The organism is uncultured Phycicoccus sp., from assembly GCF_947495705.1.
In the GTDB taxonomy this organism is placed as follows: Bacteria; Actinomycetota; Actinomycetes; order Actinomycetales; family Dermatophilaceae; genus Phycicoccus.
On the sequence record NZ_CANLZR010000008.1, the window covers coordinates 76,475 to 101,596 of the forward strand.

At 73.4% G+C, this 25,122-nt stretch carries 21 protein-coding genes, 1 tRNA gene and 1 other RNA gene; 6 read left to right on the forward strand and 17 right to left on the reverse strand.

Annotated elements, in window-relative coordinates:
• Positions 1 to 41 precede the first annotated feature (41 nt).
• The gene (locus Q0963_RS12150; RefSeq protein ID WP_299446165.1) at positions 42 to 863 is read left to right on the forward strand and encodes a DsbA family oxidoreductase; all 822 of its coding nucleotides are present in this window, start codon (positions 42 to 44) and stop codon (positions 861 to 863) included.
• Positions 864 to 874: 11 nt separating this feature from the next.
• Here the strand turns inward: Q0963_RS12150 and ffs are convergent.
• Positions 875 to 971: signal recognition particle sRNA small type (gene ffs / locus Q0963_RS12155), an RNA gene on the reverse strand.
• A 177-nt stretch (positions 972 to 1,148) separates the two neighbouring features.
• Here ffs and Q0963_RS12160 point away from each other — a divergent pair.
• Both Q0963_RS12160 and Q0963_RS12165 read left to right on the forward strand, forming a co-directional pair.
• Positions 1,149 to 2,513: an MFS transporter gene (locus tag Q0963_RS12160; RefSeq protein ID WP_299446167.1), complete on the forward strand. Its 1,365-nt coding sequence runs from the start codon at positions 1,149 to 1,151 to the stop codon at positions 2,511 to 2,513.
• A gap of 131 nt (positions 2,514 to 2,644) precedes the next feature.
• A complete protein-coding gene (locus tag Q0963_RS12165; protein WP_299446169.1) occupies positions 2,645 to 3,112 on the forward strand; it encodes a DUF3817 domain-containing protein in 468 nt (155 codons plus the stop codon).
• Between the two features lie 9 nt (positions 3,113 to 3,121).
• On the opposite strand, the gene Q0963_RS12170 is transcribed toward Q0963_RS12165, so the two are convergent.
• A complete protein-coding gene (locus Q0963_RS12170; protein WP_299446171.1) occupies positions 3,122 to 3,949 on the reverse strand; it encodes a hypothetical protein in 828 nt (275 codons plus the stop codon).
• 91 nt (positions 3,950 to 4,040) lie between these two features.
• On the opposite strand from Q0963_RS12170, the gene Q0963_RS12175 reads away from it, so the two are divergent.
• Positions 4,041 to 4,128: transfer RNA gene (locus tag Q0963_RS12175), tRNA-Ser, on the forward strand.
• A gap of 101 nt (positions 4,129 to 4,229) precedes the next feature.
• Here the strand turns inward: Q0963_RS12175 and Q0963_RS12180 are convergent.
• The 12 genes from Q0963_RS12180 to Q0963_RS12235 form a co-directional block, all read right to left on the reverse strand.
• Positions 4,230 to 5,285: a hypothetical protein gene (locus Q0963_RS12180; protein WP_299446173.1), complete on the reverse strand. Its 1,056-nt coding sequence runs from the start codon at positions 5,283 to 5,285 to the stop codon at positions 4,230 to 4,232.
• Positions 5,286 to 5,299: 14 nt separating this feature from the next.
• Complete coding sequence (locus tag Q0963_RS12185; protein ID WP_299446175.1) at positions 5,300 to 6,238, reverse strand: BadF/BadG/BcrA/BcrD ATPase family protein; 939 nt, start codon at positions 6,236 to 6,238, stop codon at positions 5,300 to 5,302.
• A gap of 13 nt (positions 6,239 to 6,251) precedes the next feature.
• Entirely contained in the window at positions 6,252 to 7,178 is a 927-nt protein-coding gene (locus Q0963_RS12190) for a carbohydrate ABC transporter permease (protein WP_299446177.1), read from the reverse strand.
• On the reverse strand, positions 7,175 to 8,074 hold the full coding sequence (locus Q0963_RS12195; protein WP_299446180.1) for a carbohydrate ABC transporter permease: 900 nt from the start codon (positions 8,072 to 8,074) through the stop codon (positions 7,175 to 7,177). Before Q0963_RS12195 ends, Q0963_RS12190 begins: the two co-directional genes overlap by 4 nt.
• Positions 8,075 to 8,187: 113 nt before the next feature.
• Complete coding sequence (locus Q0963_RS12200) at positions 8,188 to 9,477, reverse strand: extracellular solute-binding protein (RefSeq protein ID WP_299446183.1); 1,290 nt, start codon at positions 9,475 to 9,477, stop codon at positions 8,188 to 8,190.
• Positions 9,474 to 10,484 (reverse strand): N-acetylmuramic acid 6-phosphate etherase, encoded by a 1,011-nt coding sequence (locus Q0963_RS12205; protein ID WP_299446185.1) that lies wholly within the window; start codon positions 10,482 to 10,484, stop codon positions 9,474 to 9,476. The genes Q0963_RS12200 and Q0963_RS12205 overlap by 4 nt, the downstream gene beginning before the upstream one ends.
• A gap of 45 nt (positions 10,485 to 10,529) precedes the next feature.
• A complete protein-coding gene (locus Q0963_RS12210) occupies positions 10,530 to 11,411 on the reverse strand; it encodes a MurR/RpiR family transcriptional regulator (protein ID WP_299446188.1) in 882 nt (293 codons plus the stop codon).
• 10 nt (positions 11,412 to 11,421) lie between these two features.
• Positions 11,422 to 13,143: a serine hydrolase domain-containing protein gene (locus Q0963_RS12215; RefSeq protein WP_299446191.1), complete on the reverse strand. Its 1,722-nt coding sequence runs from the start codon at positions 13,141 to 13,143 to the stop codon at positions 11,422 to 11,424.
• Positions 13,140 to 14,447 (reverse strand): DUF1343 domain-containing protein, encoded by a 1,308-nt coding sequence (locus Q0963_RS12220; RefSeq protein WP_299446194.1) that lies wholly within the window; start codon positions 14,445 to 14,447, stop codon positions 13,140 to 13,142. Before Q0963_RS12220 ends, Q0963_RS12215 begins: the two co-directional genes overlap by 4 nt.
• Positions 14,448 to 14,472: 25 nt before the next feature.
• Complete coding sequence (locus Q0963_RS12225) at positions 14,473 to 16,284, reverse strand: glycoside hydrolase family 3 protein (RefSeq protein WP_299446197.1); 1,812 nt, start codon at positions 16,282 to 16,284, stop codon at positions 14,473 to 14,475.
• Between the two features lie 133 nt (positions 16,285 to 16,417).
• The gene (locus tag Q0963_RS12230) at positions 16,418 to 18,505 is read right to left on the reverse strand and encodes an acyltransferase family protein (protein ID WP_299446200.1); all 2,088 of its coding nucleotides are present in this window, start codon (positions 18,503 to 18,505) and stop codon (positions 16,418 to 16,420) included.
• Positions 18,502 to 18,984, reverse strand: coding sequence for a hypothetical protein (locus Q0963_RS12235; protein ID WP_299446203.1), 483 nt, complete (start codon positions 18,982 to 18,984; stop codon positions 18,502 to 18,504). Before Q0963_RS12235 ends, Q0963_RS12230 begins: the two co-directional genes overlap by 4 nt.
• 176 nt (positions 18,985 to 19,160) lie before the next feature.
• Between Q0963_RS12235 and Q0963_RS12240 the strand changes: the two genes are divergently transcribed.
• Positions 19,161 to 21,068, forward strand: coding sequence for a propionyl-CoA synthetase (locus Q0963_RS12240; protein WP_299446206.1), 1,908 nt, complete (start codon positions 19,161 to 19,163; stop codon positions 21,066 to 21,068).
• 14 nt (positions 21,069 to 21,082) lie between these two features.
• On the opposite strand, the gene Q0963_RS12245 is transcribed toward Q0963_RS12240, so the two are convergent.
• Positions 21,083 to 21,442 carry a carboxymuconolactone decarboxylase family protein gene (locus Q0963_RS12245; RefSeq protein ID WP_299446209.1) on the reverse strand — a complete coding sequence of 120 codons (360 nt, stop codon included), beginning with the start codon at positions 21,440 to 21,442 and terminating at the stop codon, positions 21,083 to 21,085.
• A 102-nt stretch (positions 21,443 to 21,544) separates the two neighbouring features.
• Here Q0963_RS12245 and Q0963_RS12250 point away from each other — a divergent pair, with 102 nt between their 5' ends.
• On the forward strand, positions 21,545 to 21,937 hold the full coding sequence (locus Q0963_RS12250) for a hypothetical protein (protein ID WP_299446212.1): 393 nt from the start codon (positions 21,545 to 21,547) through the stop codon (positions 21,935 to 21,937).
• 10 nt (positions 21,938 to 21,947) lie between these two features.
• Here Q0963_RS12250 and Q0963_RS12255 read toward each other — a convergent pair whose 3' ends face one another.
• Complete coding sequence (locus Q0963_RS12255; RefSeq protein ID WP_299446214.1) at positions 21,948 to 23,414, reverse strand: hypothetical protein; 1,467 nt, start codon at positions 23,412 to 23,414, stop codon at positions 21,948 to 21,950.
• A 42-nt stretch (positions 23,415 to 23,456) separates the two neighbouring features.
• Positions 23,457 to 25,106 carry a helicase HerA-like domain-containing protein gene (locus Q0963_RS12260; RefSeq protein WP_299446216.1) on the reverse strand — a complete coding sequence of 550 codons (1,650 nt, stop codon included), beginning with the start codon at positions 25,104 to 25,106 and terminating at the stop codon, positions 23,457 to 23,459.
• Between the last annotated feature and the right edge of the window lie 16 nt (positions 25,107 to 25,122).

Genomic DNA, 25,122 nt, shown 5'->3' on the forward strand with positions numbered 1-25,122 from the left:
CCGGGAGACACCCGGCGCGGCCGGTGACCTACCCTCGGGGGGTGCGTATCGACGTGTGGTCCGACATCCTCTGCCCGTTCTGTCACCTGGGACGGCGCCACCTCCAGCTGGCCCTCGAGCAGTTCGAGCACGCCGACGAGATCGGCGTCGTGTGGCACAGCTTCCAGCTCGACCGCAACGCGCCGGCGGTCCTCGACACCCCGCAGGTCGACCGCGTCGCCGAGAAGTACGGCACGAGCCCCGAGCAGATGCGGGCGCAGCACACCCGGATGGCCGAGGACGCCGCGGCCGTCGGCCTCGACTTCCAGTGGGAGCGCCTCGTCGGCGGCAACTCCTACGACGCGCACCGGCTCGTCCACTACGCCCGCTCCGTCGACCTCGAGGACGTCGTCACCGACCGGGTGATGCGCGCCTGGTACTCCGAGGGCGCCGCGATCGGCGACCCCGAGACGCTCGTGCGCCTGGCCGTGGAGGCCGGGCTCGACGAGGCCGCGGTCCGGGGCCTGCTCGAGGGTGACGACTTCGGCATCGACGTCCGCACCGACGAGGCACTCGCCGCGCAGATCGGCATCTCGTCGGTGCCGATGTTCGTCCTCGACCAGAAGTACGGCGTCGCGGGCGCCCAGCCCGTCGACGTGCTGCTCCAGTCCATCCGCCAGGTCTGGGACCTCCAGGGCACCGAGCCCGAGGTGGCCACCGGCGGCGGGGGTTGTGGCGGCGGGTGCTGTGGCGGAGCGTGCGGCTCCGGCGCCGAGGAGACGGCCGCGGAGGCGCCGGCCGGTGGCTGCGGGTGCGGCGCCGGCGGCTGCGGCGGCGTGTGCGGCCCGGAGACCGCCGACGAGCCGGTGACCTCCGCCCGCTGACCGTCCCCGGACGCGAGGACACCCCGCGTACCTGGAAGAGCCCACCTGCCCTTGCTGCATTCCTGCCCTGGGGGAGTTCGGTGAGGTACCACCACGCGGGGTGCCGTGCTCGATCGTACGGGGACGGGACGCCTCCGGGGAAATTCGCGGGCCACCCGACCGGCGGCGGGCCGGCGGATCGTCAGGTCGCCCCGCCGTGAGTGTGACCTCACCCCACCGGGGACCACGACTTGTGTCGGCACGCGACACCATCCACCGCACCCCCCGGCCCTATCTTCATCGTCCATGTCCGACACCGTCGTCACCCCAGCAGCCGGGCCCGCGCCTTCAGCGCCGCCCCGCGCGAGCATCGTCAAGATCGTCTTCGCCAGCGTCGTCGGCACCGCCGTCGAGTGGTACGACTTCTTCCTCTACGGCTCAGCCGCCGCCCTCGTCTTCGGGACGCTGTTCTTCCCCGAGTCCGAGCCGCTGACCGCCACCCTCCTCGCCTTCGGCACCTACGCGCTCGGCTTCGTGGCGCGTCCGCTCGGCGGGGTCGTGTTCGGCCACTACGGCGACCGCGTGGGACGCAAGAAGATGCTCGTCGTCTCGCTGCTCATGATGGGCGGGGCCACCGTGGCGATCGGGCTGCTGCCGACCTACGCCACGATCGGCGTCGCGGCGCCGATCCTCCTCCTCGTGCTGCGCCTCCTCCAGGGCTTCGCCGTCGGCGGCGAGTGGGGCGGGGCGGTCCTCATGGTCGCCGAGCACGGCAAGGACGAGCACCGCGGCTTCTGGTCGAGCTGGCCGCAGGCCGGTGTGCCGTTCGGCAACCTGCTCGCGACCGCCGTCCTCTGGCTCCTGGCGCTCTTCCAGTCCGACGAGGCGTTCGTCGCCTGGGGCTGGCGCATCCCGTTCCTGCTGTCCGCGGTCATGGTCCTCATCGGCCTCTGGGTGCGGTTCAGCCTCGAGGACTCCCCCGTCTTCGCCGAGGCCAAGGCCGAGATGGACGCCACCGGCGGCAGCCACCTGCCGATCCTCGAGGTCGTCAAGCGCTACCCCAAGGAGGTCCTGCTGGCGATGGGGATGCGGATGGCCGAGAACATCTCGTACTACATCTTCACCATCGTCGTCATCACCTACGTCACGACCTACCTCGACGCCACGAAGGGTGTCGTCCTCGGCGCCCTGCTCGGCGGGGCCGCCATGCAGTCGGTGCTCATCCCGGCGATCGGGGCGCTCTCGGACCGGGTCGGGCGACGCCCGCTGTACCTCGTCGGTGCCGTCGGCGTCGGCGTGTGGGGCTTCGTGTTCTTCGGGCTCGTCGACTCCCTCAGCGGGCCGAAGATCCTCCTGGCCGTCCTCGTCGGGCTGTTCTTCCACTCCCTGATGTACGCGCCCCAGGCCGCGTTCTTCTCCGAGCTCTTCGGGACCTCGGTGCGCTACACCGGGGCGTCGGTCGGTTACCAGCTGGCCTCGATCTTCGCTGGGGCCCTGGCGCCGATCATCGCCCTGCAGCTGCTGGGGTCGGTCGAGACGAAGAACACGACCGCCGTCGGCATCTACCTCGCGGCCGCCTCGCTCATCACCGTCGTCTCGGTCCTTCTCGCGAAGGAGACCCGGGCGACCTCGTTGCGGCACGACCGGGTCATCCCCGGCGCGCACGACTGAGCGCACCCGCGCCCGCCCGAACTCCGACGGCCGGTCCCCTCACCCGGGGCCGGCCGTCGGCCCATGTCCGGCCCGGGTGCGGCGGCCGCGGGCGGATCACCGAGAATGGAGGACCCCGACCGAAGGACCCGATGACACCGCGCACGCTGTTCCCCGCCCTCGCCCGCGCCGAGGTGGTGAGCTGGAGCCTCCTGCTCGTCGGGATGTTCCTCAAGTACGTCACCGCCACCACCGAGCTGGGGGTCGCGGTCTTCGGCCTCGTCCACGGCGTGGTCTTCCTCGCGTACGCCCTCGTCACGGTCCTGGTCTGGGTCGACCAGCGCTGGTCGTGGCGCCTGGGGGCGGCCGCGCTCGCCGCCGGCATCCCGCCGTTCGCCACGCTGTGGATCGAGCGCCGCGTCGAGCGCACCGGGCGGCTGGGCAACCGGTGGCGTCTCGGGCCGGACGGCGAGGCCCCGGGCCACCCCGCCGAGCACGTCCTGTCCCGCGCCCTGGCGCGCCCGGCCGTCGCGACGGCGGCCGGCGGCGCCATGGTGCTCACGGCCACGGCGGTGCTGCTCCTGGTCGGTCCTCCCGGGGCCACGGCCTCCGGGCCCTGACCGGCCGGGTCAGGGCCGTACGAGCCAGAGCCAGTGGGTGACGTCGGCGAGACCATCCACGAGGCCGGTGAGGACGAGCGAGCCGACGATCGCGACGACGAGCCCGGACCATCCGCGGAGCCGGCGCGGAGCCCCCGGTGCGCCCTGCCGGGGGGCCGGCCGCAGCACCTCCCAGACCGCGTAGGCGAGCACGCCGAGGCCGAGGGTCCCCCAGACCAGCCAGAACCAGAACCAGCGCGTCCCGCGGGTCGGGGCCGGCCCGAGGACGACCGACGCGAGGAAGAGCAGCCCGAGCGGCCCGGCAGCCCATGCCGGCCAGTCCCGCTCCAGACCGAGCACGACGGAGACGTCTCGCATCTCGGATGCTTCCGGCACGCCGGCGCCGCGCACCCGGTCCACGGCCGGCGCGGGCCCGCCGGGCGCCGCCAGGGCGGGGTCGACGATGCGCATCCGTCCGACCCGGCCGTCCACCCAGTACGCCAGGGCGGGCGGCCCCAGCTGGGCTGCCGTCAGATCGGCCTCCCCACCCGAGAGCGGCAGCGGGTTGGTCGTGATGTCAGCGGCCCAGCCCTCCATCTGGTCGCGGTCGCTGCGCACCTCGACGACCTGCCACGTCACGACCCGGCCGGCCGCCAGGTCCTCGGCGAGCCGATCGGGAGTGACGAGTCGCGGCTGGGTCATGGCGGTGAGGACCAGCCAGGCTGCCCAGAGCAGGACCATGACCCAGCCGGTCGCCAGGTCGGTGCGGCGGCGGCCCCGAGGCGCGCTGCCCAGGCCCGGGTGCGGGCCGACCGCCGCGTCCGGCGCGGCTGCCTGGGCCGACTCCCCCGTCGTCATGAGCAGATCCTGGCAGCAGGCTCCGGCCCCTGTCGACCGGTTCCGGGGCCCGATTTCGGCTGGGCGCCTCTGCTCGGGTAGCCTCCTCGGCGGAGGATTCGCATAGTGGCCTAGTGCGCACGATTGGAAATCGTGTTGGGATAAAACCCTCGGGGGTTCAAATCCCCCATCCTCCGCCAACTGGAACCCCCGGGAGCTTGCGACCGGGGGTTTCCTGTTGTCGGGGTGGGCGATGCCGTGAGTGGGCGTCACTCGCCGAGGGACGAGGCGAGCCCCCTCTTCAGGCGAGCGGGGCCTTGACCCCGACCCCGGTGCGCTCGTCGTGCAGCTCGACGAGGCGCTGCTCGTCCGCGCCGGGCACCGGCCCGGAGGCGCTGATGAGCCGGCACACCGCAGCCCCCGCTGACGCCACCTCGTAGCGGTCGACCCAGCTCAGCCACTGCCGCTCCTGCTCCTCGTCGGCGCACGGCCAGCGCACCGCGAGAGCGGGCTCGCCGACCCGGAACGGCTTGGGGGTCAGCCGGGCCCGGTAGCTGTCGTGGGTCGCGCACAGCTCGACGTACAGCGGGTCGGTCCCGAGCTCGGTGAGGATCCGCCGGGTCGACTCCGAGGCGGGCGCGGCGTCGGCCCCCGTGACGATGACGCGCAGCCCGGCCGCCGTGCGGTACACCCGCACGCCGAGGTCGGGGTGGGTGCGCGCGAACTCCCAGGCGGGTTCGGCGGCGAGGCACTCGGCGACCGACGGGGTCTCCGGCCCGGTCGCGGTCACGCGGGGTCCCGCCTCCGGCTCGGCGGGGTCCACCGGGTACGCCTCGTAGCCGGTGGACGGCAGGGCCGGCGACTCCGGCTCGTCGAGCCCCGCGGCGTCCTCGACGCCGGGGGTCTGCGGCGTCGGGTCGGGGCGCCCGAGGAGGAACCGGCGCAGGAGCGAGCCGATGCCACCGGACCGCGCGTGCGCGGGCGGCCGCAGGGCCGTCGCCGGGACCTCGTCGGCGAGCTCGGCGACGTCGACGTCCGCGATGAGCAGCACGTCGGAGCACAGCACCTCGCACCCCATCCGGTTGCGGGTGACGACGCCGATGCGTCGGCCGTCGGCCGACGTCACCTCCTCGAGGACCGGCTCGCGCAGCGGCGTCCGGGGGTAGTAGCCGTGACCGGGCGTCAGCCGACCCTCCCGCTCGATGCGGGCCAGCGTCTCGGCGAGCCGCCGGCGGCCCACCTGCTCCGCGTCGGCGTCGGACTCCGAGGACCACCCCCAGACCGAGAGGGTCCCGCCGGACCGCCCGAGGTGGGGGCTGTGCCCCTCGACCCGGACCCAGTGCTGCGGGGTCTCCATGGCGAGCGAGTCTGTCAGGCGGGCCGGGCGCCGACGTGCACGTACTCCCCGTGCCGCGGCACGTCCCCGGTCTCGGCGAGGCGACGGGCGAGGACGAGGGCTCCGTCCAGCGCTCCGCCGACCGCCGGCCGCACCGCGGACCCGGCGCCCGCCACGTGCGCCTCGAGCGCCGCCCACACCGGCCGGGCACCGAGCAGGCCGCCGGTGGCGACGAGGCGCGGCGCCTCGAGCCCGGCAGCCGCCGAGAGCAGCGAGTCCCCGAGCGCGGCACCTGCCGCGGCACAGATGCCGGCGGCGACCACGTCGCCGGCCTCGGCGGCCTCCGTGACCAGGGGCGCGACCGAGGCGAGCACCTCTGGAGCGTCCGCACCGGTCATGACCCGCCGCGGCCAGGAGCCGACCGGGCCGAGCAGGGTGCCGGCGGCAGCCAGGACCGCCGCCGACCCGCCGCCCACACCGTCCCGGGCCCGCAGTGCCGCCCTGAGGCCCTCGAGGCCCACCCACGCCGCCGATCCCCGGTCGCCGAGGACGTGGCCCCAGCCGTCGACCCGGGCCCAGTGCTCGGCGAAGTCCGTGCCGAAGGCCACGGCCCCCGTCCCGGCGGCCACCACGGCCCCGGGCACGACCTCGCCGAGGGCTCCGACGAGGTTGGCGACGGCGTCGCTGACGACGGCCGTGCGACGGGCCCCGAGCGCCGACTCGACCGCAGCGAGCACCTCGGCCGGCTCGGACAGGAAGAGGAGCCCGCGCGTCGACCAGCAGAGCGCGTCCGCCGCCTCGACCCCCTCGGCGGCCAGGAGCGCCCGGGCGTCGGCAGCGAGGGCGCCGATGTCGATGCCGCCGGCGCCGACGCGCACCCCCGGGGCGCACCGCACCGGGCGCGGGCCCGCCCCGGTGTCGGTGACGAGCCGCAGCCCCGACCCCCCGACGTCGACCGCCACGAGCGTGCTCACGGCCGTGAGCCGATCACTTGGCCATGCCCGCGGTCAAGCCCGCGACGATCTGCTTCGTGGCGACGAGGAACAGGACGATGAGCGGGATCGTCGTGATGACCAGCCCCGCGAAGACCGCCGAGAAGTTCGTCGCGTTCTCGCCGAAGAACTGGGTGAGCCCGACGGGCAGGGTGTACTTCGCATCGTCGCGCAGGAGGACGAGCGGGAAGAGGAAGTCGTTCCAGATCGGCACGAACCGGAAGACCGCGACCGTCGCCACGGCGGGCTTGACGAGCGGCACCATGATGCGCCAGAACGTCTGCCAGGTGGACGCCCCGTCGAGCACCGCGGCCTCCTCGAGCTCGCCCGGCAGCTGCCGGAAGAACGTCGTGAGGACGAAGATCGAGAACGGCACCCCGGACGCGCCGTACATCAGGGCCAGGCCGAGCCGGGAGTCGATGAGGCCGACCCCGTCGAAGAGGTAGAAGATCGGCAGGATCGCGAGGTGGATGGGCAGCATCAGCCCGGACAGGAACAGCGACTCGAGCCACCGGAAGATGCGCGACCGGCCCCGCGCGAGCGCGTACGACGCCATCGTCGCGACCGTCGTCGACAGCACGACCGCGCCCAGGGTGACGGCGAGGCTGTTGCCGAAGTACGTGGCGAAGTTCCCCGTCGTCCACGCCTCCCGGTAGGAGTCGACCGACAGCGGCCACGGCGCTCCGAGCGGGTCGGAGATGAGGTCGCCGTTGCTGCGGAACGAGCTGCTGACCATGAGGACGAGCGGGATGAGCGCCAGAGCCGCGTACGCCCACAGCGCGACGCTCGCGGTGGCGCCACCGACGGGCTTCCGGCGCCGGCGCGGCCTGCGCGAGGGCCCACTGGGCCTGCCGGGCGGGGTCTCGACCGGGACCTCGACGGCCTCGTCGGCGGTGCCGACCCCGGCGGGGACGACGCTCATGTCGTGATCCTCCGCTCGTGGCGGCGCAGGACGGCGGTGGCGGCGTACGCCCCTCCGAAGATGAGCAGGAACAGCAGGGTCGCCAGTGCCGACGAGGTGCCGATGGCGTCGGTGGCCCCGGAGTCGAAGGCGGTCCGGTAGAAGAGCAGCGAGATGAAGTCGGTGGCGCCGGCCGGGTTGCCGGTGGACCCGCCGAAGGCGTAGGGCAACGCGAACGCCTCCATCGCGAAGATGAACGTCAGGACGCTCACGGTGCCGATGGCGGGCACGAGCAGCGGGAAGGTGATCCGCCGGAACGCCTGCACGTGCGAGGCCCCGTCGACGCGGGCGGCCTCGGTGAGCTCCTCGGGCACCCCGCCGAGGGCGGCGCCGTAGAGCAGGACGGGGAAGCCGATCCACTGCCAGACACTGACGAGGATGACGACCCAGAGCGCGGTGTCGGGGTCGCCGAGCCAGGGCAGCGCCCACGACTCGAGCCCGACCTTCGTGAGCAGGGTGTTGACCGGCCCGAACGTCGGCGACAGCAACAGGGTCCACAGGTAGCCGATGACGATGGGGCTCACGAGGTACGGCATCGCGTACAGGGTCTGGAGCAGGCGGCGGGACCGGTCGCGGCGGTGGAGCAGGAAGGCGATGGTGAGGCCGACGGTGTTCTGCACGGCCATCGTCCCGAGGAAGAACGCGACGTTGTGCCACAGCGCGCGCGGGAGGTCGGTGGTGAACGGGGCGCGGGTGAACAGCGCCGTGAAGTTCGTCAGCCCCGAGAAGCCCCCGCGGCTCGTGCCCTGCCACTCGTAGAAGGCGTACGAGAACGCGGTGAGCATCGGGTAGAGGACGAACACCCCGAACAGCGCGAGGGCGGGGGTGAGGAAGAGGAGTCCGGTGCGTCGGCTCATGTCATCGCCAGGGGGGTCGGGACTCGGGGAGTCGTGGCGGTCACCACCGGTTCACCCGGCGGCCGGGCGTCGGGCGCGCCGGCCGCCGGGGGTGCTCCGGTGGTGCGGACGGGTCAGGACGCGGGCTGGAACCAGGTCTTGACGCCCTTGTCGAGCTCGGCGCTCACCTGCTCGGCGGTCTTGCTGCCGAGGAACAACTCCTGGACGCCCTTGCCGAGCAGGTCGGTGCCCGACGGGGAGCCGTACCGGAAGTCGGTGAGCAGGAGGTAGGACGAGCCGCGGTCGTCGAGGTCGGCGGCGACCTGGGCGAGCACCGGGTCGGAGTAGGTGACACCCGGCACCGCCGAGATCTGCTTGATCTCGTCGGCGACCATCTGGCCGAACTCCGGGGTCGCCATCCACGTCACGAGCTCGGTCGCGGCCTCCTTGTCGGGGGAGGCGGCGTTGACGGCGAAGTTGCCGTCGGCCCACGCGGCGGTGGTGGCATCCGACCCGCTCGGCGAGCCCGGCGGCGGGGGCACCTGGAAGACCCCCAGGTCCATCTCCGGGTTGGCGGTCTGCAGGGTCGCGAGGTCGAAGGAGCCGCCCGGGTACATCGCGGCCTGACCGGAGCTGAACAGGGTCATCGCGTCGGTGACGGCGACCCCCGTGACGCTCTTGGGCATGTACTTCTCGAGGTCCCCGAGCACATCGACCGACGCGACCCAGTCGGGGTCGGTGAAGTCGGTCTCGCCCGACGCGACAGCGTCCTGGAACTGGCTGCCGCCGAACCGCGGGGCCGCGAGGACCTCGTGCACGATCGGCAGGGTCCAGTCGTCCTTGGCCCCGACCGCGAGGGGGGTGATGTCCTTCGCGAGGAACGCCTCGTTGGCGGCGATGAACTCGTCCCAGGTCGTGGGGACGTCGACACCGTGCTCGGCGAACAGTGCCTTGTCGTAGAACAGGACGGTGGCCTGGCGGGCCAGCGGCACCGAGTAGAGCTTGCCGTCCTCCTTGCCCCGCGCGCCGGCGACGATGCCCTCGTCCCACGCGGACAGGTCGACGGCGTCGTCGAGCGGCATGAGCGCGCCGGAGGCCACGGTGGTCTGGAGCCCCCCGTAGGACCGCACCTGCGGCACGTCCGGGCCGTCGGAGCCGGCGAGCCCCGTGGCGAGGATCTTGTTGTACTCGGTGGCCTTGAACGGCTTGAACTCGACGGTGACGCCGGGGTGGGACTGCTCGTAGGCGTCGAAGATCTTCTCGTAGGCGGCCTTGTCCTCGACCCGCCAGGACCAGACGGTCAGCGTGGTGTCGCCGTCGCCGCCGCCGTCCCCGGTGTCGGCCGAGGGGGCGCAGGCGGCGAGGGCGAGGGCACCGGCACCCAGGGCGAGTGCGGCACGGAACCGGGTGGTACGGGCTGTCATGCGGGGTCTCCTGTCGGGACATGGGCCAGGGCCCGGGGGTTCTGCGGGGCGGTGGCCCCGGTGCTGCGGGAGTCGGTGCGGGTGTCATCGTGCCCCGAGGACGGGCGACGGATGGCCGTCAGCGCCCGGGCAACCGACCCGTCGCAGGTCTCCAGCACGGAGCGGGCCAGCGCGACGTCCACCTCGGCGAGCACGCTGACGAGGGCGGGCTTCAGCTCGCCGTCGGAGGCCTCCAGCGCGGCCCGGGCGGCGTCCTCGGTCGCGCCGGTGGCTTCGCGCAGGATCCGCACGACGCGCCCGCGCAGCTTGGCGTTCGTCGCGACGACGTCGACCATGAGGTTGGACCAGGTCCGGCCCCGGCGGATCATCACGGCGGTCGAGAACGCGTTGAGGAGCATCTTCTGGGCGGTGCCGGCCTTGAGCCGGGTGGAGCCGGTGATGACCTCCGCGCCGGTGTCGACCGCGAGGACGTGGTCGGCCAGCGGAGCGAGCTCGGCAGCCGGGTTGGCCGTGAGCAGGGCGGTCACCGCGCCCCGCTCACGGGCGAGGGCGAGCGCACCACCGACGTACGGGGTCCGGCCGGAGGCGGTGAGGCCGACCACGACGTCGCCCCCGCCGACGACATCGAGGTCGGCCCGGCCCTGGTCGGCGTCGTCCTCGACGTTCTCGACGGCGCGCAGGATGGCCTCGGCGCCTCCGGCGTGGTGTGCGACGACGAGTCCGGGGGGTGCGTTGAAGGTGGGGAGGAGCTCGGCGGCGTCGAGGACGGCGAGACGGCCGGAGGTCCCCGCCCCGACGTAGTGGATGGTGCCGCCGGCCTCGACGGCCGAGACAGCGGCGTCCACGAGGGCGGCGAGCACCGGCAGGACCTGCGCGACCGCGGGGGCCACGAGAGCGTCCTCCCGGTTGATGAGGCGGAGCACGTCGAGGGTGTCGAGGGCGTCGATGCCCGTCGTCCCGGGATGGCGCTCCTCGGTGGGGGCGCTGACGCTCGCCTCGGTGTTCACCCGGTCGATGTTACTTTCCTACAGCACTGGAGTCAATGGCGTGAATCAGTAACGGACATGGTGGCCGGCGACCGCCTGCCGGGTGCTCTCGACCGCGGACTCCGCCCGGGCCAGGTCGTGCTGGGCGACGGCGATGTAGAGGCAGTCCACGACGGTGAGGGCCGCGATGCGGCTCGCCGTGGCACCGGAGCGCAGGCTCGACTCGCGGGCGGCCGTCGCGAGGACGAAGTCCGCCCCCGCCGCCAGCCGTGACACGGGGAAGTTCGTGATGGCGACCGTCGTCGCACCGCGGCTCTTCGCGAGCGCCAGCGCCTCGACGGTCTCGGTCGTCGTCCCCGAGTGCGAGACACCGATGGCGACGTCGCCGGGGCCGAGCAGCGTGGCGCTCGTGAGCGCGATGTGCGGGTCGTTCCAGGCGAACACCACCGAGCCGATGCGGTGCAGCTTCTGCTGGAGGTCCATCCCGACGAGCGCACTCGCCCCGATTCCGTAGACGTCGACCCTCCCGGCCGCGGCGATCGCGGCGGCCGTGGCCGAGAGCGCGCCCCGGTCGATGGTCTGGGCGGTCTCCTCGACGGCGCTCGCGTCGGCGAACGCCACCTTCGTGATGACGTCGTCGACGGTGTCGTCGGCGCTGATGTCGGTGGTCGGCGCCGCCGAGACCCGCTGCCCCGTCCCGGCCTCGGCCAGGGCGAGACGCAGCTGCGGGTAGCCGCGCAGCCCGAGCCGCTTGCAGAACCGCAGCACCGTCGTCTCCGAGGTCGACGCCGTGACGGCGAGCTCGGAGATGGTCAGCGCCGACGCCGCCCGTGGGTCGGCGAGCACCTGCTCGGCGACCCGGTCCTCTGCGGGCGACAGCGAGGGGCGGAGCCCGCGGATCCGCACGAGCAGGGGCGGGGCCGCGTCGGGCGCGGGACTGGAGGCCATGCGGTCAAACCTAGGCGTCCGGACCCAGCAGGCTCCACCCATCGGCCTCGAACGCGCCGGGTCCCTTCTCGCCGTCGAGCACGACACCGGCCCCGGAGGTGGCCTTCACCCCGTCGACGACGACACCCCGGCCCAGGTACAGCCCGTCGGTCGTCATCCGCCAGCGGACGAGCAGGTCGCCGGCCGGGAGCTCCGCGCGGACCTGGGTCCAACGGCGCTGGAAGGTGCCCGAGACGGTGCCGTCGGACTCGACGGTCTCGCCCCGGTCCCGCACCGAGAACGGCTGCGCCGTCCACGTGGACCCGCCGTCGGTCGAGGTCTCGAGGGTCAGGACGTCGCTCGCCTCGGTGTCGAGGAGGAGGTCGAAGCCGAGCCGCGCCCCGCCCTCGGGCACCTCGGCCGGGGCCGTGAGGGTGGCGGTCGTCGCGTTCACGCCACCGGCGTACCAGGCGGAGTCACCGTGCTTCGGGGTGATCGGCATCGCTGCCGCGAGGCCGTGGGCCCAGTCGCGGCGTGCCGGGTTGTTGCTGCCCCAGCTGCGCGAGGGGTGGACCCGGTTGGTCAGCAGGATCGCGAACGAGCGGCTGTCGAAGTCGATGACGATCGAGGTCCCGGTGTACCCGGTGTGTCCTGCGGTCCGCGGCCCCGACAGCGCGTCCATGTACCAGCGCTGGTCCAGCTCGAAGCCGAGGCCGTGCGCGTCACCGGGGAACGCCTCGGTGAAGTTCGTGATGAGCAGCTCGACGCTGCGCCGGTCGAGGATCCGCTGCCCGTCGTAGGCGCCGCCGTTGAGCAGGGCCTGGGCGAGGATCGCGAGGTCGTCGGCGGTCGAGAAGACGCCGGCGTGCCCGGCGACCCCGCCGAGCGACCAGGCGTTCTCGTCGTGCACCTCGCCCCGGACGAGCCCGCGCGGCGGCGTGGACTGGTACTCGGTGGCGGCCGTGCGCTCCCGGTCCTCGGGGTTGTAGCCGGTGTCGGCCATCCCGAGCGGGGCCGCGATCTCGGCGTGCACCACCTCGTCGAGGCCCTTGCCGGTGAGCCGCTCGACCAGGACACCGAGGGTGATGAGGTTGAGGTCGCTGTAGAGGTACGCGGAGCCGGGCGCGTTGCGCAGGGGCTGGTCCATGACGGCCTGGATCCGGGACGCCTCGTCGGGGTAGCGGCTGTACAACGGCAGCCAGGAGGTGAACCCCGACGTGTGCGTGAGCAGCATCCGGACCGTGACGGACTCCTTGCCGTTCGCCGCGAACTCCGGCAGGTACGTCGCCACCGGCGCCTCGAGGTCGACCCGCCCGTCCTCGACGAGCTGGACCGTGGCGATGGACGTGAACAGCTTGCTCACCGAGGCGAGGTCGAAGATCGTGTCCTCGCGCATCGGGACCCACTCGTCGCGGGGCAGCTCGGTGCTCGCGTCCTGCCAGCGCACCGCGTGGCCGCTGGCGTGCCGAGCGACGACCGTCCCGTCGTGGCCCATGACCCCGACGGCGCCGGAGTACATCGGGTGGCCACCCTCGGGCGCCACCTCGTACCCGGCGACGCGTTCCGCGGCCGCCTCGATCGGGGCGGGGTCGAGCCCGACGTCCCGTGGGGAGCCGTCGCGCAGCATCGTCGAGGCGGGCATGAACCCCTTCTCGGGTCGGTCGAAGTCGTGGGCCGCGGCCGGTGCGGCGCCGGCGACGCCGGACACGACGACGCCGGCCACGGCCACCGCTGCCAGGGCCCGGCGGGTCACTTCGTGGGCCCCGGGTAGATGAGGTACTGCTGCCGGGTGCGCTCGAACGCGGCGAGCTCGTCCTGCCACGCGGCGACGACGTCGTCGGCCGAGGCGCCGGCGTCGACCATCTCGCGCAGCCGCTGCGACCCGGTCAGCTTGTCGACCCAGTACGGACGCTTGGTGTCCCAGCTGTCCTTGCGCCAGGCGAAGTCCGAGTACAGGGCCTTGGCGGCCACGAGCATCTCGGCTCCGAGCCGCGGCCCGTCGACCGCCCGCGGGTCTGCGACGTGCACCTGGACGCCCCCGCAGACCTTGCCGGCGTGCTTGCTGAAGGTCGGGTTGAAGTACGCCTCCCGGACCTGCACCCCGGGGATGTCGCGGCCCGCGAGCCGCTCGGCCCAGCGGTGGTCGACGAACGGCGCCCCGACGAGCTCGAACGGCCGGGTGGTCCCCCGCCCCTCGGACAGGTTCGTGCCCTCGAACAGGCAGGTCCCGGGGTAGACGAGCGCGGTGTCCGGGGTCGGCATGTTCGGGCTGGGCATGACCCAGGGCAGGTCGGTGCCGGCGTGGGTGACGTCGCGGCGCCAGCCTTTGACCTCGACGACGTCCAGGCGCTGCAGGCGCGCACCCTCGTCGCCCTCGAGGAACTCGCCCTCGAAGAAGCGGGCGAGCTCACCGACGGTCATCCCGTGCGCCTGCACGATCTCCTTCGCGCCCACCCCCGAGGTGAACGGTGTCGTCATCATCGGCCCGCGCGCGATGCCACCGACCGGGTTCGGACGGTCCAGGACGACGAAGTCGGCGCCGGCCCGGACCGCGGCCCGCATCGCCGTGTACATCGTCCAGATGTAGGTGTAGAAGCGCGCCCCGACGTCCTGGATGTCGAAGACCACGGTGTCGACGCCCGACTCGCGGACCATCCGGGTCATCGTGTCGACGCCCGCCCCGTAGGTGTCGTAGACGGTGACCCCGGTGCGCGGGTCGGTCTGGGTCTCCTCGGCCTCCCCGGCCTGGGCCGTGCCGCGGAAGCCGTGCTCGGGCCCGAACACCGCACCGACGTCGACCGAACCCGAGGCGACCATCTCGTCGACGATGCTGTGGAGGTTCGTCAGGATGCCGGTGGGGTTGGTGACGACGCCGACCGTGCGGCCCGAGAGCACGCTCCAGCCGCCGGCGGCGGCCCGGTCGGCGCCGGGGGTGACCGGCCGGCTGGGCATCGGGCTCGAGCCGGTGGCCCAGGCGGCCGGGGCGGCCGCGACGGCGGTGGCGGCCGCCCCGACGGCGGAGGCGGCGAAGAGCTGGCGGCGGTCCATACGGGTCATCTGTGATCTCTCCTCGAGGGACGGGTCAGTAGCCGAGGCCGAAGCCGTAGGGGAACAGGACGGTGTTGGGGTCCCCCGCGACCGGGATGTCGACGGGCAGCGTGCCGGTGGGCGTGACCTCGCCGGCGATGACGCGCGCCACGGCCTCGATGGCCACCGGGCTGTAGCTGTAGGTGGCGAGGTAGGTGGGGGCGTCGCCGAGGTAGGCGATGTCGTAGGGGTCCCGGGTCGCGACGACGACGACGGGCACGCCGGTGTCGCGCAGGGCGGCCACGAGCTTCTGCTGGCCGGCCCGCTTGTCGGTGACCCTGGTGTCCCAGGCCTTCATCGTCGTGACGACCACCGCGTCCCGGCCCGCCGCGGCGGCCACGGCGTCGGCGATCTGGGCGTCGGTGGGCGAGGTCCCGGTCTGGCGCACCGTCGTCGTCGCGCCGTGCCGCTGGAGCCCGGCGGCGAGGGTGGCCGTCGTCGACACCCCGTAGCCGGCGACGAGGACGTCGGCCCCCGGCAGGCTCATCGGCAGGACGCCGTCGTCGTTGCGCAGCAACGTCGTCGTCCGGTCGGTGATGGCCGCCGCCGCCGCGAGGTGCTCGGGGGTCCCGACGACGTCGTCGAGGGCGTCGGGGTCGGCGAACGCCTCCTCGACGAGGCCGCGGCGCGCCTTGAGGGTGAGGACCCGGCGGACCTTGGCGTCCAGCTCGGACCGGTCGATGCGCCCGGTCTCGACGGCGTCGACGATGGCGGCGAAGGCGTCCTCGAGGGCCGGCGACATGAGCAGCTGGTCGGCACCGGCGAGCAGGGCGCGCACGGCGACCTCGGCGTCGCCGTACCGGTCGCGCACACCCTGCATCTCGAGGGAGTCGGTGATGATGACGCCCTCGAAGCCGAGCTCCTCGCGCAGGACCCCGGTGAGGATCGGGCGGCTGAGGGTGGCCGGGTCGCCGGAGTCGTCGAGCGCCGGGAAGGCCAGGTGCGCGGTCATCACCATGTCGATCCCGGCGGTGATGGCGGCCTGGAAGGGCGGCGCGTCGAGCTGCTCCCACTCCGCCCTGGAGTGCGTGATGACCGGGAACGCGACATGGCTGTCGGTGGCGGTGTCGCCGTGCCCGGGGAAGTGCTTGGCCGAGGCCATGACCCCGCCGTAACCCTGGTACCCGGCGACCTGGGCCGCGACCATCGCGGCCGCGAGGTCGGGGTCGGACGAGAACGACCGGGTGCCGATGACCGGGTTGAGCGGGTTGACGTTGGTGTCGGCGACCGGAGCGAAGTTGGTCGTGATGCCCATGGCCCGCAGCTCCTGGCCGGTGATGGCGGCGGCGGTGCGGGCGTCGTCGGTGCTGCGTCCGGCGCCGAGGGCCATCGACCCGGGGAACTGGGTGGCGGGCGGGCCGATCCGGGTGACGACTCCCTGCTCCTGGTCGACGCTGAGCGTCAGCGGGACACGCACCTTGGAGTCGCGGCGGCCCAGCGCCGCCTCCTGGAGGCCGTTGCTGAGCCCGGTGATCTGCTCGGGGTTCTTGACGCTGTCGGTCCACGCGAAGTAGATGACGCCGCCGAGCGCGTACTTCTGCACGATCTCGGCGGGCGTCGCGAGCCCGTAGAGCGGCACGTTGCGCGCGTCGGGGGTGCTCGCGTCGCTGCCGTAGACCTGCTGGACGAACAGCTGCCCGATCTTCTCGTGCAGGGTCATCCGGGCCATCGTCGACGTGACCCATCCGTGGACCCGCCCGTCGTCGGGCCGGCGCCCCGTGGCGGAGGCTGCGGGGGCGCTCGCGCCGGCGAAGGCCAGGGCGAGGGAGCCGGTGAGCGCGGTGCGTCGGGAGAGCGTCCAGGTCATGCTTCCTCCGGGTGTGACTCGTTCACAGCGTTGTGGGTCGGTACGTAACTTAGTCACGTACCGACGATCCGGCAACGGGAAGCGACCGCGGAGTCATGGAACCCGCGCCGGGCGGAGCCCCCGGTCGACCGGCTCAGGAGGTGGCGGAGTCCTCGAGCAGCCGCTCGATCGCCGAGCCGAGGAAGGGCGCGAGGGAGCGGACGAACGTGTCGGTGAGGTGGTTGGTGTCGCGGTAGACGACGACGCCCCCGACGACCGGCGCGCACGTCTCGCGCGGGCAGATCCGCGCGGTGAGGTCGATGTCGCCCACCTCGGGCCGGGTGGTGAGCACCTCGGCCATCCCGGTCCCGATCCGCCCCGTGCCCTCGCTCCGGGGGAAGGCGCACTCGGTGAACCGGCCCGCGTTACCCACGAGGCAGTCGGCCATGTTGAAGCCGGGCCTCGGGGTGTCCCGGATGATGCCGACGCCCCCGGCGTGGGCGGCGAAGCCGTCGATCGCCGTCTCGAGCCCGGCCACGAACGCCTCGGGGTCGACCTCGCCGGTGTAGCGGGCCCAGGAGAGCAGGACGAGGTCTGGCTGCTGCTCCGCGACGGCGGCCTGGGTGTTCTCGTTGAAGACGGTGCACGAGTCATAGCCCCCGGGACCCGCCTTCGGCAGCGTGTAGCCGAGCACCGGCGCGCACGACGACTTCGCGAGGACGGTGATGCGCCAGCCCTGCTCCCGGCCGATGATGTCGAGGGCGGCGCCCCACTGGGCGGCGTGCGAGTCCCCGATGACGACGATGCTCCGCGCGCCGTCGGGGTCACCGAGGGCGCACGGGACGAGGTCGGACCCGACGAGGTCGGCTTGGCAGGGGTCCCGGGGCAGCGCGGTGTGCAGGTCGTTGGCGATCTGTTCGACCGGCGGCTGGACGGGGCCCGGGTCGTCCACCGGCTCCCCGGCGGGCGAGGTCGCGGGGTCCTCGCCCAGCAGCTGGGCGCCCGTCGGCCCGCGGGCAGCCAGCACGTCGACGGGGAGCGTGCGCGTGCCGGCCTGGGTCGGCACCGGTGGCGGCCACACGAGCAGCGCGAGGACGACACCGATGACGGCGCCGACGAGCGAGAGCTGCGCCCCTCCCCACAGGGCCTGGATCCGGCGCTCCCGCGGCGGCAGGTGGGACCCCGCGATGCGGAAGGGCTCCTCGACGAAGCGGTACGAGAGCCAGGCCGGGACGACGGAGGCCGCGACCGCGGCGAGCCCGAGCGGCACCGACGGCGTGCCCTCCCCGGTCATCGCCATCACCGCGACGACGAAGGGCCAGTGCCAGAGGTAGAGGCTGTACGAGATGTCGCCGACGAACTGCATCGGCCGGGGCTGCAGGAGCAGCACCGGGCCGCGTGCCCCCGCGGCCGGCCCTGCGACGAGAATGGCGGCGGTGCCCAGGGTCGGCGCGAGGGCGGCCCACCCGGGGAACGGGGTCTCGGCCGAGATGACGAAGGAGGCGACGAGGACGACACCGAGCCCGCCCCAGCCGAGGAGCAGCGCAGCACCGCGCGGGATGCGGGGCCACCGGCGGACGCCGACGGCGACGAACCCCCCGATCGCGAGCTCCCACACGCGGGTCTCGGTGACGAAGTAGGCGCGCTCCGGGGACTCCGCGGTGAGGACCACCGACGCCCACAGGGACAGCGCCATCGCGACGGTGAGTCCGGCCAGGGCCCAGCGGCGCAGCCCGCCCCCCAGCCGGTGCCCGAGCACGGCGAGCAGGCCGAGCAGGAGGGGCCAGACGACGTAGTACTGCTCCTCCACCGACAGCGACCAGAAGTGCTGCACGGGGCTCGGCAGGCCCTCGTGGGCGAGGTAGTCGACCGACGAGCTGGCCATCCGCCAGTTGACGACGTACAGCGCGCTCGCCGCGATGTCCTTCCCGACGTCGATCCACCGGGTGACGGGCAGCAGCGCGACCGTGACGGCGGCCGCGCCGAGCAGCGCCACGACCGCCGCGGGGAGCAGCCGGCGGGCGCGGCGCGCGTAGAAGGCCGGCAGGTCGACGCGCCCGTCCCGTTCGATCTGGGAGAGCAGCACCCCCGTCATGAGGAAGCCCGAGATGACGAAGAAGACGTCGACGCCGATGAACCCTCCCGGCACGATCGCCGGGTTCGCGTGCCACAGCACGACGGTGAGCACCGCGACCGCGCGCAGGCCCTGGATGTCGGCACGGAAGCCGGCGTGCGAGCTCATCCCCGGTCCCCTTCGGGGGAGGTGAGCCGTGACCCGACGAGGCCGGCGACGACGAGCGCGGCCGTCGCCAGCGCGAGCCAGAACAGCGAGGAGCGGTTGACCGGCTCCGTCGGCAGCGTGGAGGACGTGGTGTCCTCGACGGCGTCCGCGGTGGCGCCGCGAGCCAGCAGGTACGCCGCGGTGTCGACGGTGTCCTGCGCGCGGGCGGGGTCGACGTCGCGTGCCCCCACCCGCACCTCGGCGCCGGAGCGCGTCACCGTGAGGGCGGGCAGGGCCGAGGCCGGCTCCGCGGCGAGCGCCTCGGCCACCTCACCGGCGAAGCCCGCCGCGGTGGCGCGGGCCTCCACCTGGCCGGCGGCGCCGGCGTCGACCGCCGTCACGGTGGCGGTGGCCACGTAGGCGGCCTCCCGGGTCAACAGGAGGACGCCTCCCACCACGAGCACGGCGAGCAGCACGAGCACGCGCGCCCCACGCCGCATCCGCCTACCCGCTTTCCCGTGCTCCGACCTGCCGCAGACAGGCTACGTGCTCGGGTCCCGCCGTCGAACCCGGGCGGGACCACCACCGTGCCGCTCGTCGCACGGCACGGCTCGCCCGCCGGACGGGCGGGCCGCACCCCTGGCCGCGCTCCGGCCACCCACGCCACGATGGGGCCATGAGCACCGGCGCGTACGCAGCAGCCCATCAGCGGTCCCTGGCCGACCCCGCGGGGTTCTGGGGCGACGCCGCGGCCGGGATCGAGTGGCTCACCGAGCCCCCGACCGTCCTCGACGACTCCCACCCACCCTTCTACCGGTGGTTCCGGGGCGGCACCCTCAACACCTGCTTCAACGCCCTCGACCGGCACGTCCGGGACGGGCGCGGCGACCAGGCCGCTCTCGTCCACGACAGCCCGGTCACCGGCACCTCGCGGACCTTCACGTACGCCGAGCTGCTCGAGCGGGTGGCGACCTTCGCCGGCGCCCTCGCCTCACTCGGGGTCGGGAAGGGCGACCGGGTCATCGTCTACATGCCGATGGTGCCGGAGGCCGTCGTCGCGATGCTCGCGTGCGCCCGGCTCGGGGCGATCCACTCCGTCGTCTTCGGCGGGTTCGCCCCGGCGGAGCTGGCCGCACGCATCGAGGACGCCGAGCCCAAGGTCATCGTCTCGGCCTCCTGCGGCATCGAGCCGAGCCGGGTCGTCGAGTACAAGCCGATGCTCGACGGCGCACTCGACCGCAGCGGCCACAAGCCCGAGGCCGTCGTCGTGCTCCAGCGCGAGCAGGCCCCGGCCGCCGTCGGCGTCCGGGACACGGAGTGGGAGGAGATGACCTGGGACGAGCTCGTCGCCGACGCCGAGCCGGCCGACTGCGTGGAGGTCGAGGCCACCGACCCCCTCTACATCCTCTACACCTCCGGGACGACGGGCCGCCCCAAGGGCATCGTCCGCGACAACGGCGGGCACGCCGTGGCGCTGCGCTGGTCGATGGAGAACGTGTACGGCATCGGGCCCGGTGACGTGTGGTTCACCGCCTCCGACGTCGGCTGGGTCGTCGGCCACTCCTACATCGTCTACGGGCCGCTCCTCACCGGGGCCACGACAGTGCTCTACGAGGGCAAGCCGGTGGGCACCCCCGACGCCGGAGCGTTCTGGCGGGTCATCTCCACCTACCGCTGCCGGGCGATGTTCACGGCCCCGACCGCCTACCGCGCGATCAAGCGCGAGGACCCGCGCGGCGAGCTGACCAAGGGGTACGACCTGACCTGCCTCGACGCGGTCTTCCTCGCCGGTGAGCGCCTCGACCCCGACACCTACGAGTGGGCGACCGGGGTCCTCGGCGTGCCCGTCGTCGACAACTGGTGGCAGACCGAGACCGGGTGGCCGATCGTGGCGAACCTGCGCGGCCTGGACCCGATGCCCATCAAGGCCGGGTCACCGTCGGTGCCAGTGCCGGGCTACGACGTGCGGGTCCTGGACGACCAGGGGGCGGAGGTGCCGGCCGGCACCGAGGGCGCCATCGCCATCCGCCTCCCCCTCCCGCCGGGGACGCTGCCGACGCTCTGGGGCGACGACGACCGGTACGTGGCCGGATACCTGTCGGTGTACGACGGCTACTACCTCACCGGGGACGGCGGCCGCTTCGACGAGGACGGCTACCTCTACGTGATGGGCCGCACCGACGACGTGCTCAACGTCGCCGGGCACCGTCTGTCGACCGGGTCGATCGAGGCGGCCCTCGCGGGGCACCCCGACGTGGCCGAGTGCGCGGTCATCGGGGTGGCCGACGAGATGAAGGGCCAGGTGCCGCGGGGGCTCGTCGTCCTCAAGGGGAGTGTCGACGCGGCGGCGGACGGCGGGCGCATCACCGCCGAGCTCGTGCAGCGCGTCCGCGACGAGGTGGGCGCCGTCGCGAGCCTCCGGCAGGTCGACGTCGTGGCGGCCCTGCCGAAGACGCGGTCGGGGAAGATCCTGCGCAAGACGATGCGCGAGCTCGCCGACGGGAAGACGCCCAAGGTGCCGGGGACCATCGAGGACGCCTCCGTGCTGGACGCCCTCGCCCCGGTGCTGCGCCCGGGGGGCTGACGGCCGCGGCGCGGTCAGTCCCGGGCGTACTTCGCGTGGAACTCGAGGAAGGCGTCGTAGGCGCGCGGGCCGTAGACGGTGGCCGGCCCGCCGGCCATGAGGATGCAGACGCCGAGGGTCTCGGCGACCTCCTCGGGCGTCGCCCCCTTCATCGCCGCGCCGCGGGCGTGCGAGGCGATGCACCCGTCGCACTGCTGGGCAACGCTGATCGCGAGGGCCATGAGCTCCTTGGTCTTCTCGTCGACCGCACCGGCCGCGAGCGCTTCCTTGTGCATGGCACTGAAGCCGGCGTAGACGCCGGGGATGGCTGCCCGGAGTCGCTTCGCGGGCTCGCGCAGGTCGTCGAGCACGGCGCCGCCGTGGGTGTGGGGCATGGCAACCTCCGAAGGGTAGTCGATACCCCTCAGGGTATCGGGTCCTCGACGGGGACGGCGGGCGGGGTCCCCGAACCGGCCGCCCCCGGGTGAGGATGGGGTGTGATCACCGTCCAGCTCGCCCGCGACCTCGTGGCCGCCGGCGTCCTCTGGGAGCCCACCGCCGGCGACCGGTTCGTCATCGACGCCGACCAGCTGACCGCGCAGGTCTTCTGGGTCTCCGACCTGACCGTCGAGGTCCAGACCTACCGCGGGCAGCCGCTGCTCGGCTTCAACGGCACGACGGAGTGGGCGCTGGACTCGGTGACCCTCGACCAGGCGGTGTGGCTCCCCCGCGAGGACCAGCTGCGCGAGCTGCTCGGGAACCGGCTGGTCGCCGTTCGGCGGCTCGAGGACGGCTGGGAGGTGGCCTTCGAGCCGGAGCCGGACGTCCGGCGCACCGTCACCGACGCCGACCTCGAATGCGCCTACGCGCGGGCCGTGCTCACGCTCTGACAGCCCGGCGTCACAGGGTCGCGAGGTCCGGACGCCGCGCGAGGAAGCGGGAGAAGAGGGTCTTGGCGAGCCGGTCCTCCGGAGGGACGGACAGCATGAGTGCGATGAGCCGGCGGTCCGCGAAGGGCAGGGCCACCCGGTGTGACATGTCGCCCTCCTGGAACTTGCGGGCGGCCCACTTGACCATCCGGTGCTCCCAGTACGTCAGGTCGTGCCAGTTGTAGCCCAGCAGCCGGTCTCGGGTGAACTGGGTGTAGTCGACGAGCCGCTCGAACTCGGCGACGTACTCGGGTCGGTTGGCCGTGGGCGGGCCGAAGGTGAGGGCGGCGATGGCCCGGGGGTCGGGGCCCGACGCGGTGCGCCGGTAGAAGTACGTCCCGGTCTCGGCGAGGATCGACTGGAGCTCGACGATGTCGTGCGGCAGGTCGTGGAACATGGCGGTGGCTGCGCCGAGCGACGACCTGAGCCCCGGGAAGCTCTGCCGGTGGGCCACCAGGAACGGGTCGTCCTCGTCGGGGAGCCGCCACTGGATGACGCGGTGCCGCAGCCCCGCCGCGAAGGCCAGCCGGCTCGCACCGAACAGGTCGCTGCGCACCCCCTCCTGAGACACGAGGTCCTGCGGGCGGACATAGGTGAAGGCGAAGTCGTCGGCGCGGGCGAGGCACGACGCCGCCACGAGGGTCATCCGGGAGTCCAGCCCCGAGGTCAGGCTGATCGCGCTGGGCCCGAGGCTCATGGCGAGCCGGGTCAGCTCGACGAAACGCTCGGTGAACTCGGCGACGACGTCGTCGACCGACGCCTTCTCGCGCCGCTCGTGGGGCCAGAACCTGCGGTGGTGGGCGGCGGAGGGCCGGTCGAGGTCGACGTCGAGGAGGCAGTTGGCGAAGACCGGGAGCACGCCCTCGTGGGTCGTCGTGAGGCCCGGCATGAAGATCGTGCGGTTCTTGCGCCACTCGCGGATGCCGTCGTGCAGCGCGAGGGCCTTCTCGTCGAGCCCGGCCCCCACGACATCGGCGGCGAGGACGGCGTGCGAGGCGACGGCCAGGACCTCCGCCCCCGTGGCGGCCGCGGGCCGAGTGGCCCAGAAGACCGGCTGGGTGGCGTGCGAGTCCGGGATGACGTGCAGCCGCGACCCCGACCGCAGGACGGCGGTGTAGCGGCCCGACAGCGCGGCGACCCTCTCGACCGCCGCGTCCAGGCCGTGACGGAGGGCGGCCAGCACGGAGGCGGCGATGCGGCCGCCGTCGGACGTGCCGGCGTCGACGTCGAGGGGCTGGCCGATGAGGACCACCTGCGCGCGGCCGGACAGGGGCGTCCGGGCCGTCGACACGACCGTGCGCGGATGCGTGCGCAGCTGCGCGGCTCCCACGTCGAGCGTCGCCCAGTCCGAGGCGGCCTCGGGCACGCTCCCGCCCCGGCTCAGGACGTAACCGTGCCCGAACCGCGACGCTGTGACCTGCAGATCATCCCCCGACACCGCAGGGACCCTACACGGGGACGGGGCCGAGCCGGCCCGTCGTCACCGACGTTTGGCGGTCCCGAAGACCGAGCGGGTGATCTCGCGACCGATCACGGTGCCCGCCGAGCGCAGCATGGACCTGAACGCCGACGACTTCACGACCTGCTGGACCATCCCCGGCTCGTCCGCCTCGCGACTCGCCTCGGCCCCGGCCGCCTTCTCGGCCGCAAGCCGCTCCTTCTCCGCTGCCTTCTCGGCAGCGACGCGGGCCTTCTCGGCCTCCTTGGCGGCTGCCGCGTCGGCCTTCGCCTGCTCCGCTGCCTGGGCGGCCGCCTCCTCGGCCTTGACCCGCTCCGAGGCTGCCTTGTCGAGCATCTCGAGCGCGGACTCCCGCTCCTGCGCCTCGCCGTACTGGGCCAGGAGCGGGGAGGCGGCGACGGCGGCCTCGAGCACCTCGGCCGGGGAGGGCGCCATGAGCGACTCCGGCGCCCGCATCCGGGTCCACGCCACCGGCGTGGGGGCGCCCTTCTCGGACAGCACGGTCACGACGGCCTCGCCGGTGCCGAGCGTCGTCAACAGCTCCTCCAGGTCGTACGCCGTGTGCGGGTAGGTCTTCACGGCCGCCTTGAGCCCCGCCGCGTCGTCGGGGGTGAACGCCCGCAGGGCGTGCTGGACGCGGTTCCCGAGCTGCCCCAGCACGTCGGCGGGGACGTCCTTCGGGGACTGCGTCACGAAGAACACCCCGACGCCCTTGGACCGGATGAGCCGGACGGTCTGCTGGATGGCGTCGAGGAACTCCTTGCTCGCGTCGTTGAAGAGGAGGTGGGCCTCGTCGAAGAAGAACACGAGCTTCGGCTTGGCGGAGTCCCCCACCTCGGGCAGGTCGTTGAAGAGGTCGGCGAGCAGCCACATGAGGAACGTCGAGAACAGCTGCGGTCGGTCCTGGACGGCCGGCAGCTCGAGCATCGAGACGAGGCCGCGGGCGTCCTCGGTGGTCCGCAGGAGATGGGTCGTGTCGAACTCCGGCAACCCGAAGAACGCGTCGGCGCCCTGGTCCGAGAACGTGATGAGCTCGCGGAGGATCACGCCCGCGGTCGCGGACGACAGACCGCCGAGGTCCTTGAGGTCGGCCTTGCCCTCGTCGGAGGTGAGGTGCTGCACGACGGCCCGCAGGTCGGCGAGTGTGTCGAGGTAGAGCCCGTGCTTGTCGGCGTAGTGGAACACCAGGCCGAGGCTCGACTCCTGGGTCGCGTTGAGGCCGAGCACCTTCGCGAGCAGCGTCGGCCCGAAGGTCGAGACGGCCGCCCGGATCGGGACACCCGTGCCCTCCCCGCCCAGGGAGTAGAACTCCACCGGGAAGGACGTGGCCTCCCACGTCATCCCGACGTCCTGGGACCGGGCGGCGATCTTGTCGTTCGGCTGCCCGGGACTCGCCATCCCCGACAGGTCGCCCTTGATGTCGGCGAGGAACACCGGGACGCCCTGCTCGGCGAGCTGCTCGGCCATGAGCTGCAGGGTCTTGGTCTTGCCGGTGCCCGTGGCGCCGGCGACCAGGCCGTGCCGGTTCATCGCCGCCAGGGGGATCCGCACGGTGACGTCCGGGTGGGCGGCGCCGTCGACGACCGCCGCGCCGAACTCGAGTGCGGGCCCCTCGAAGCCGTACCCGGCACGGATCTCGTCGAGGAGGTTGTCGTCGCTGGTCTCGCTCACGCCTGTCAATCTAGCC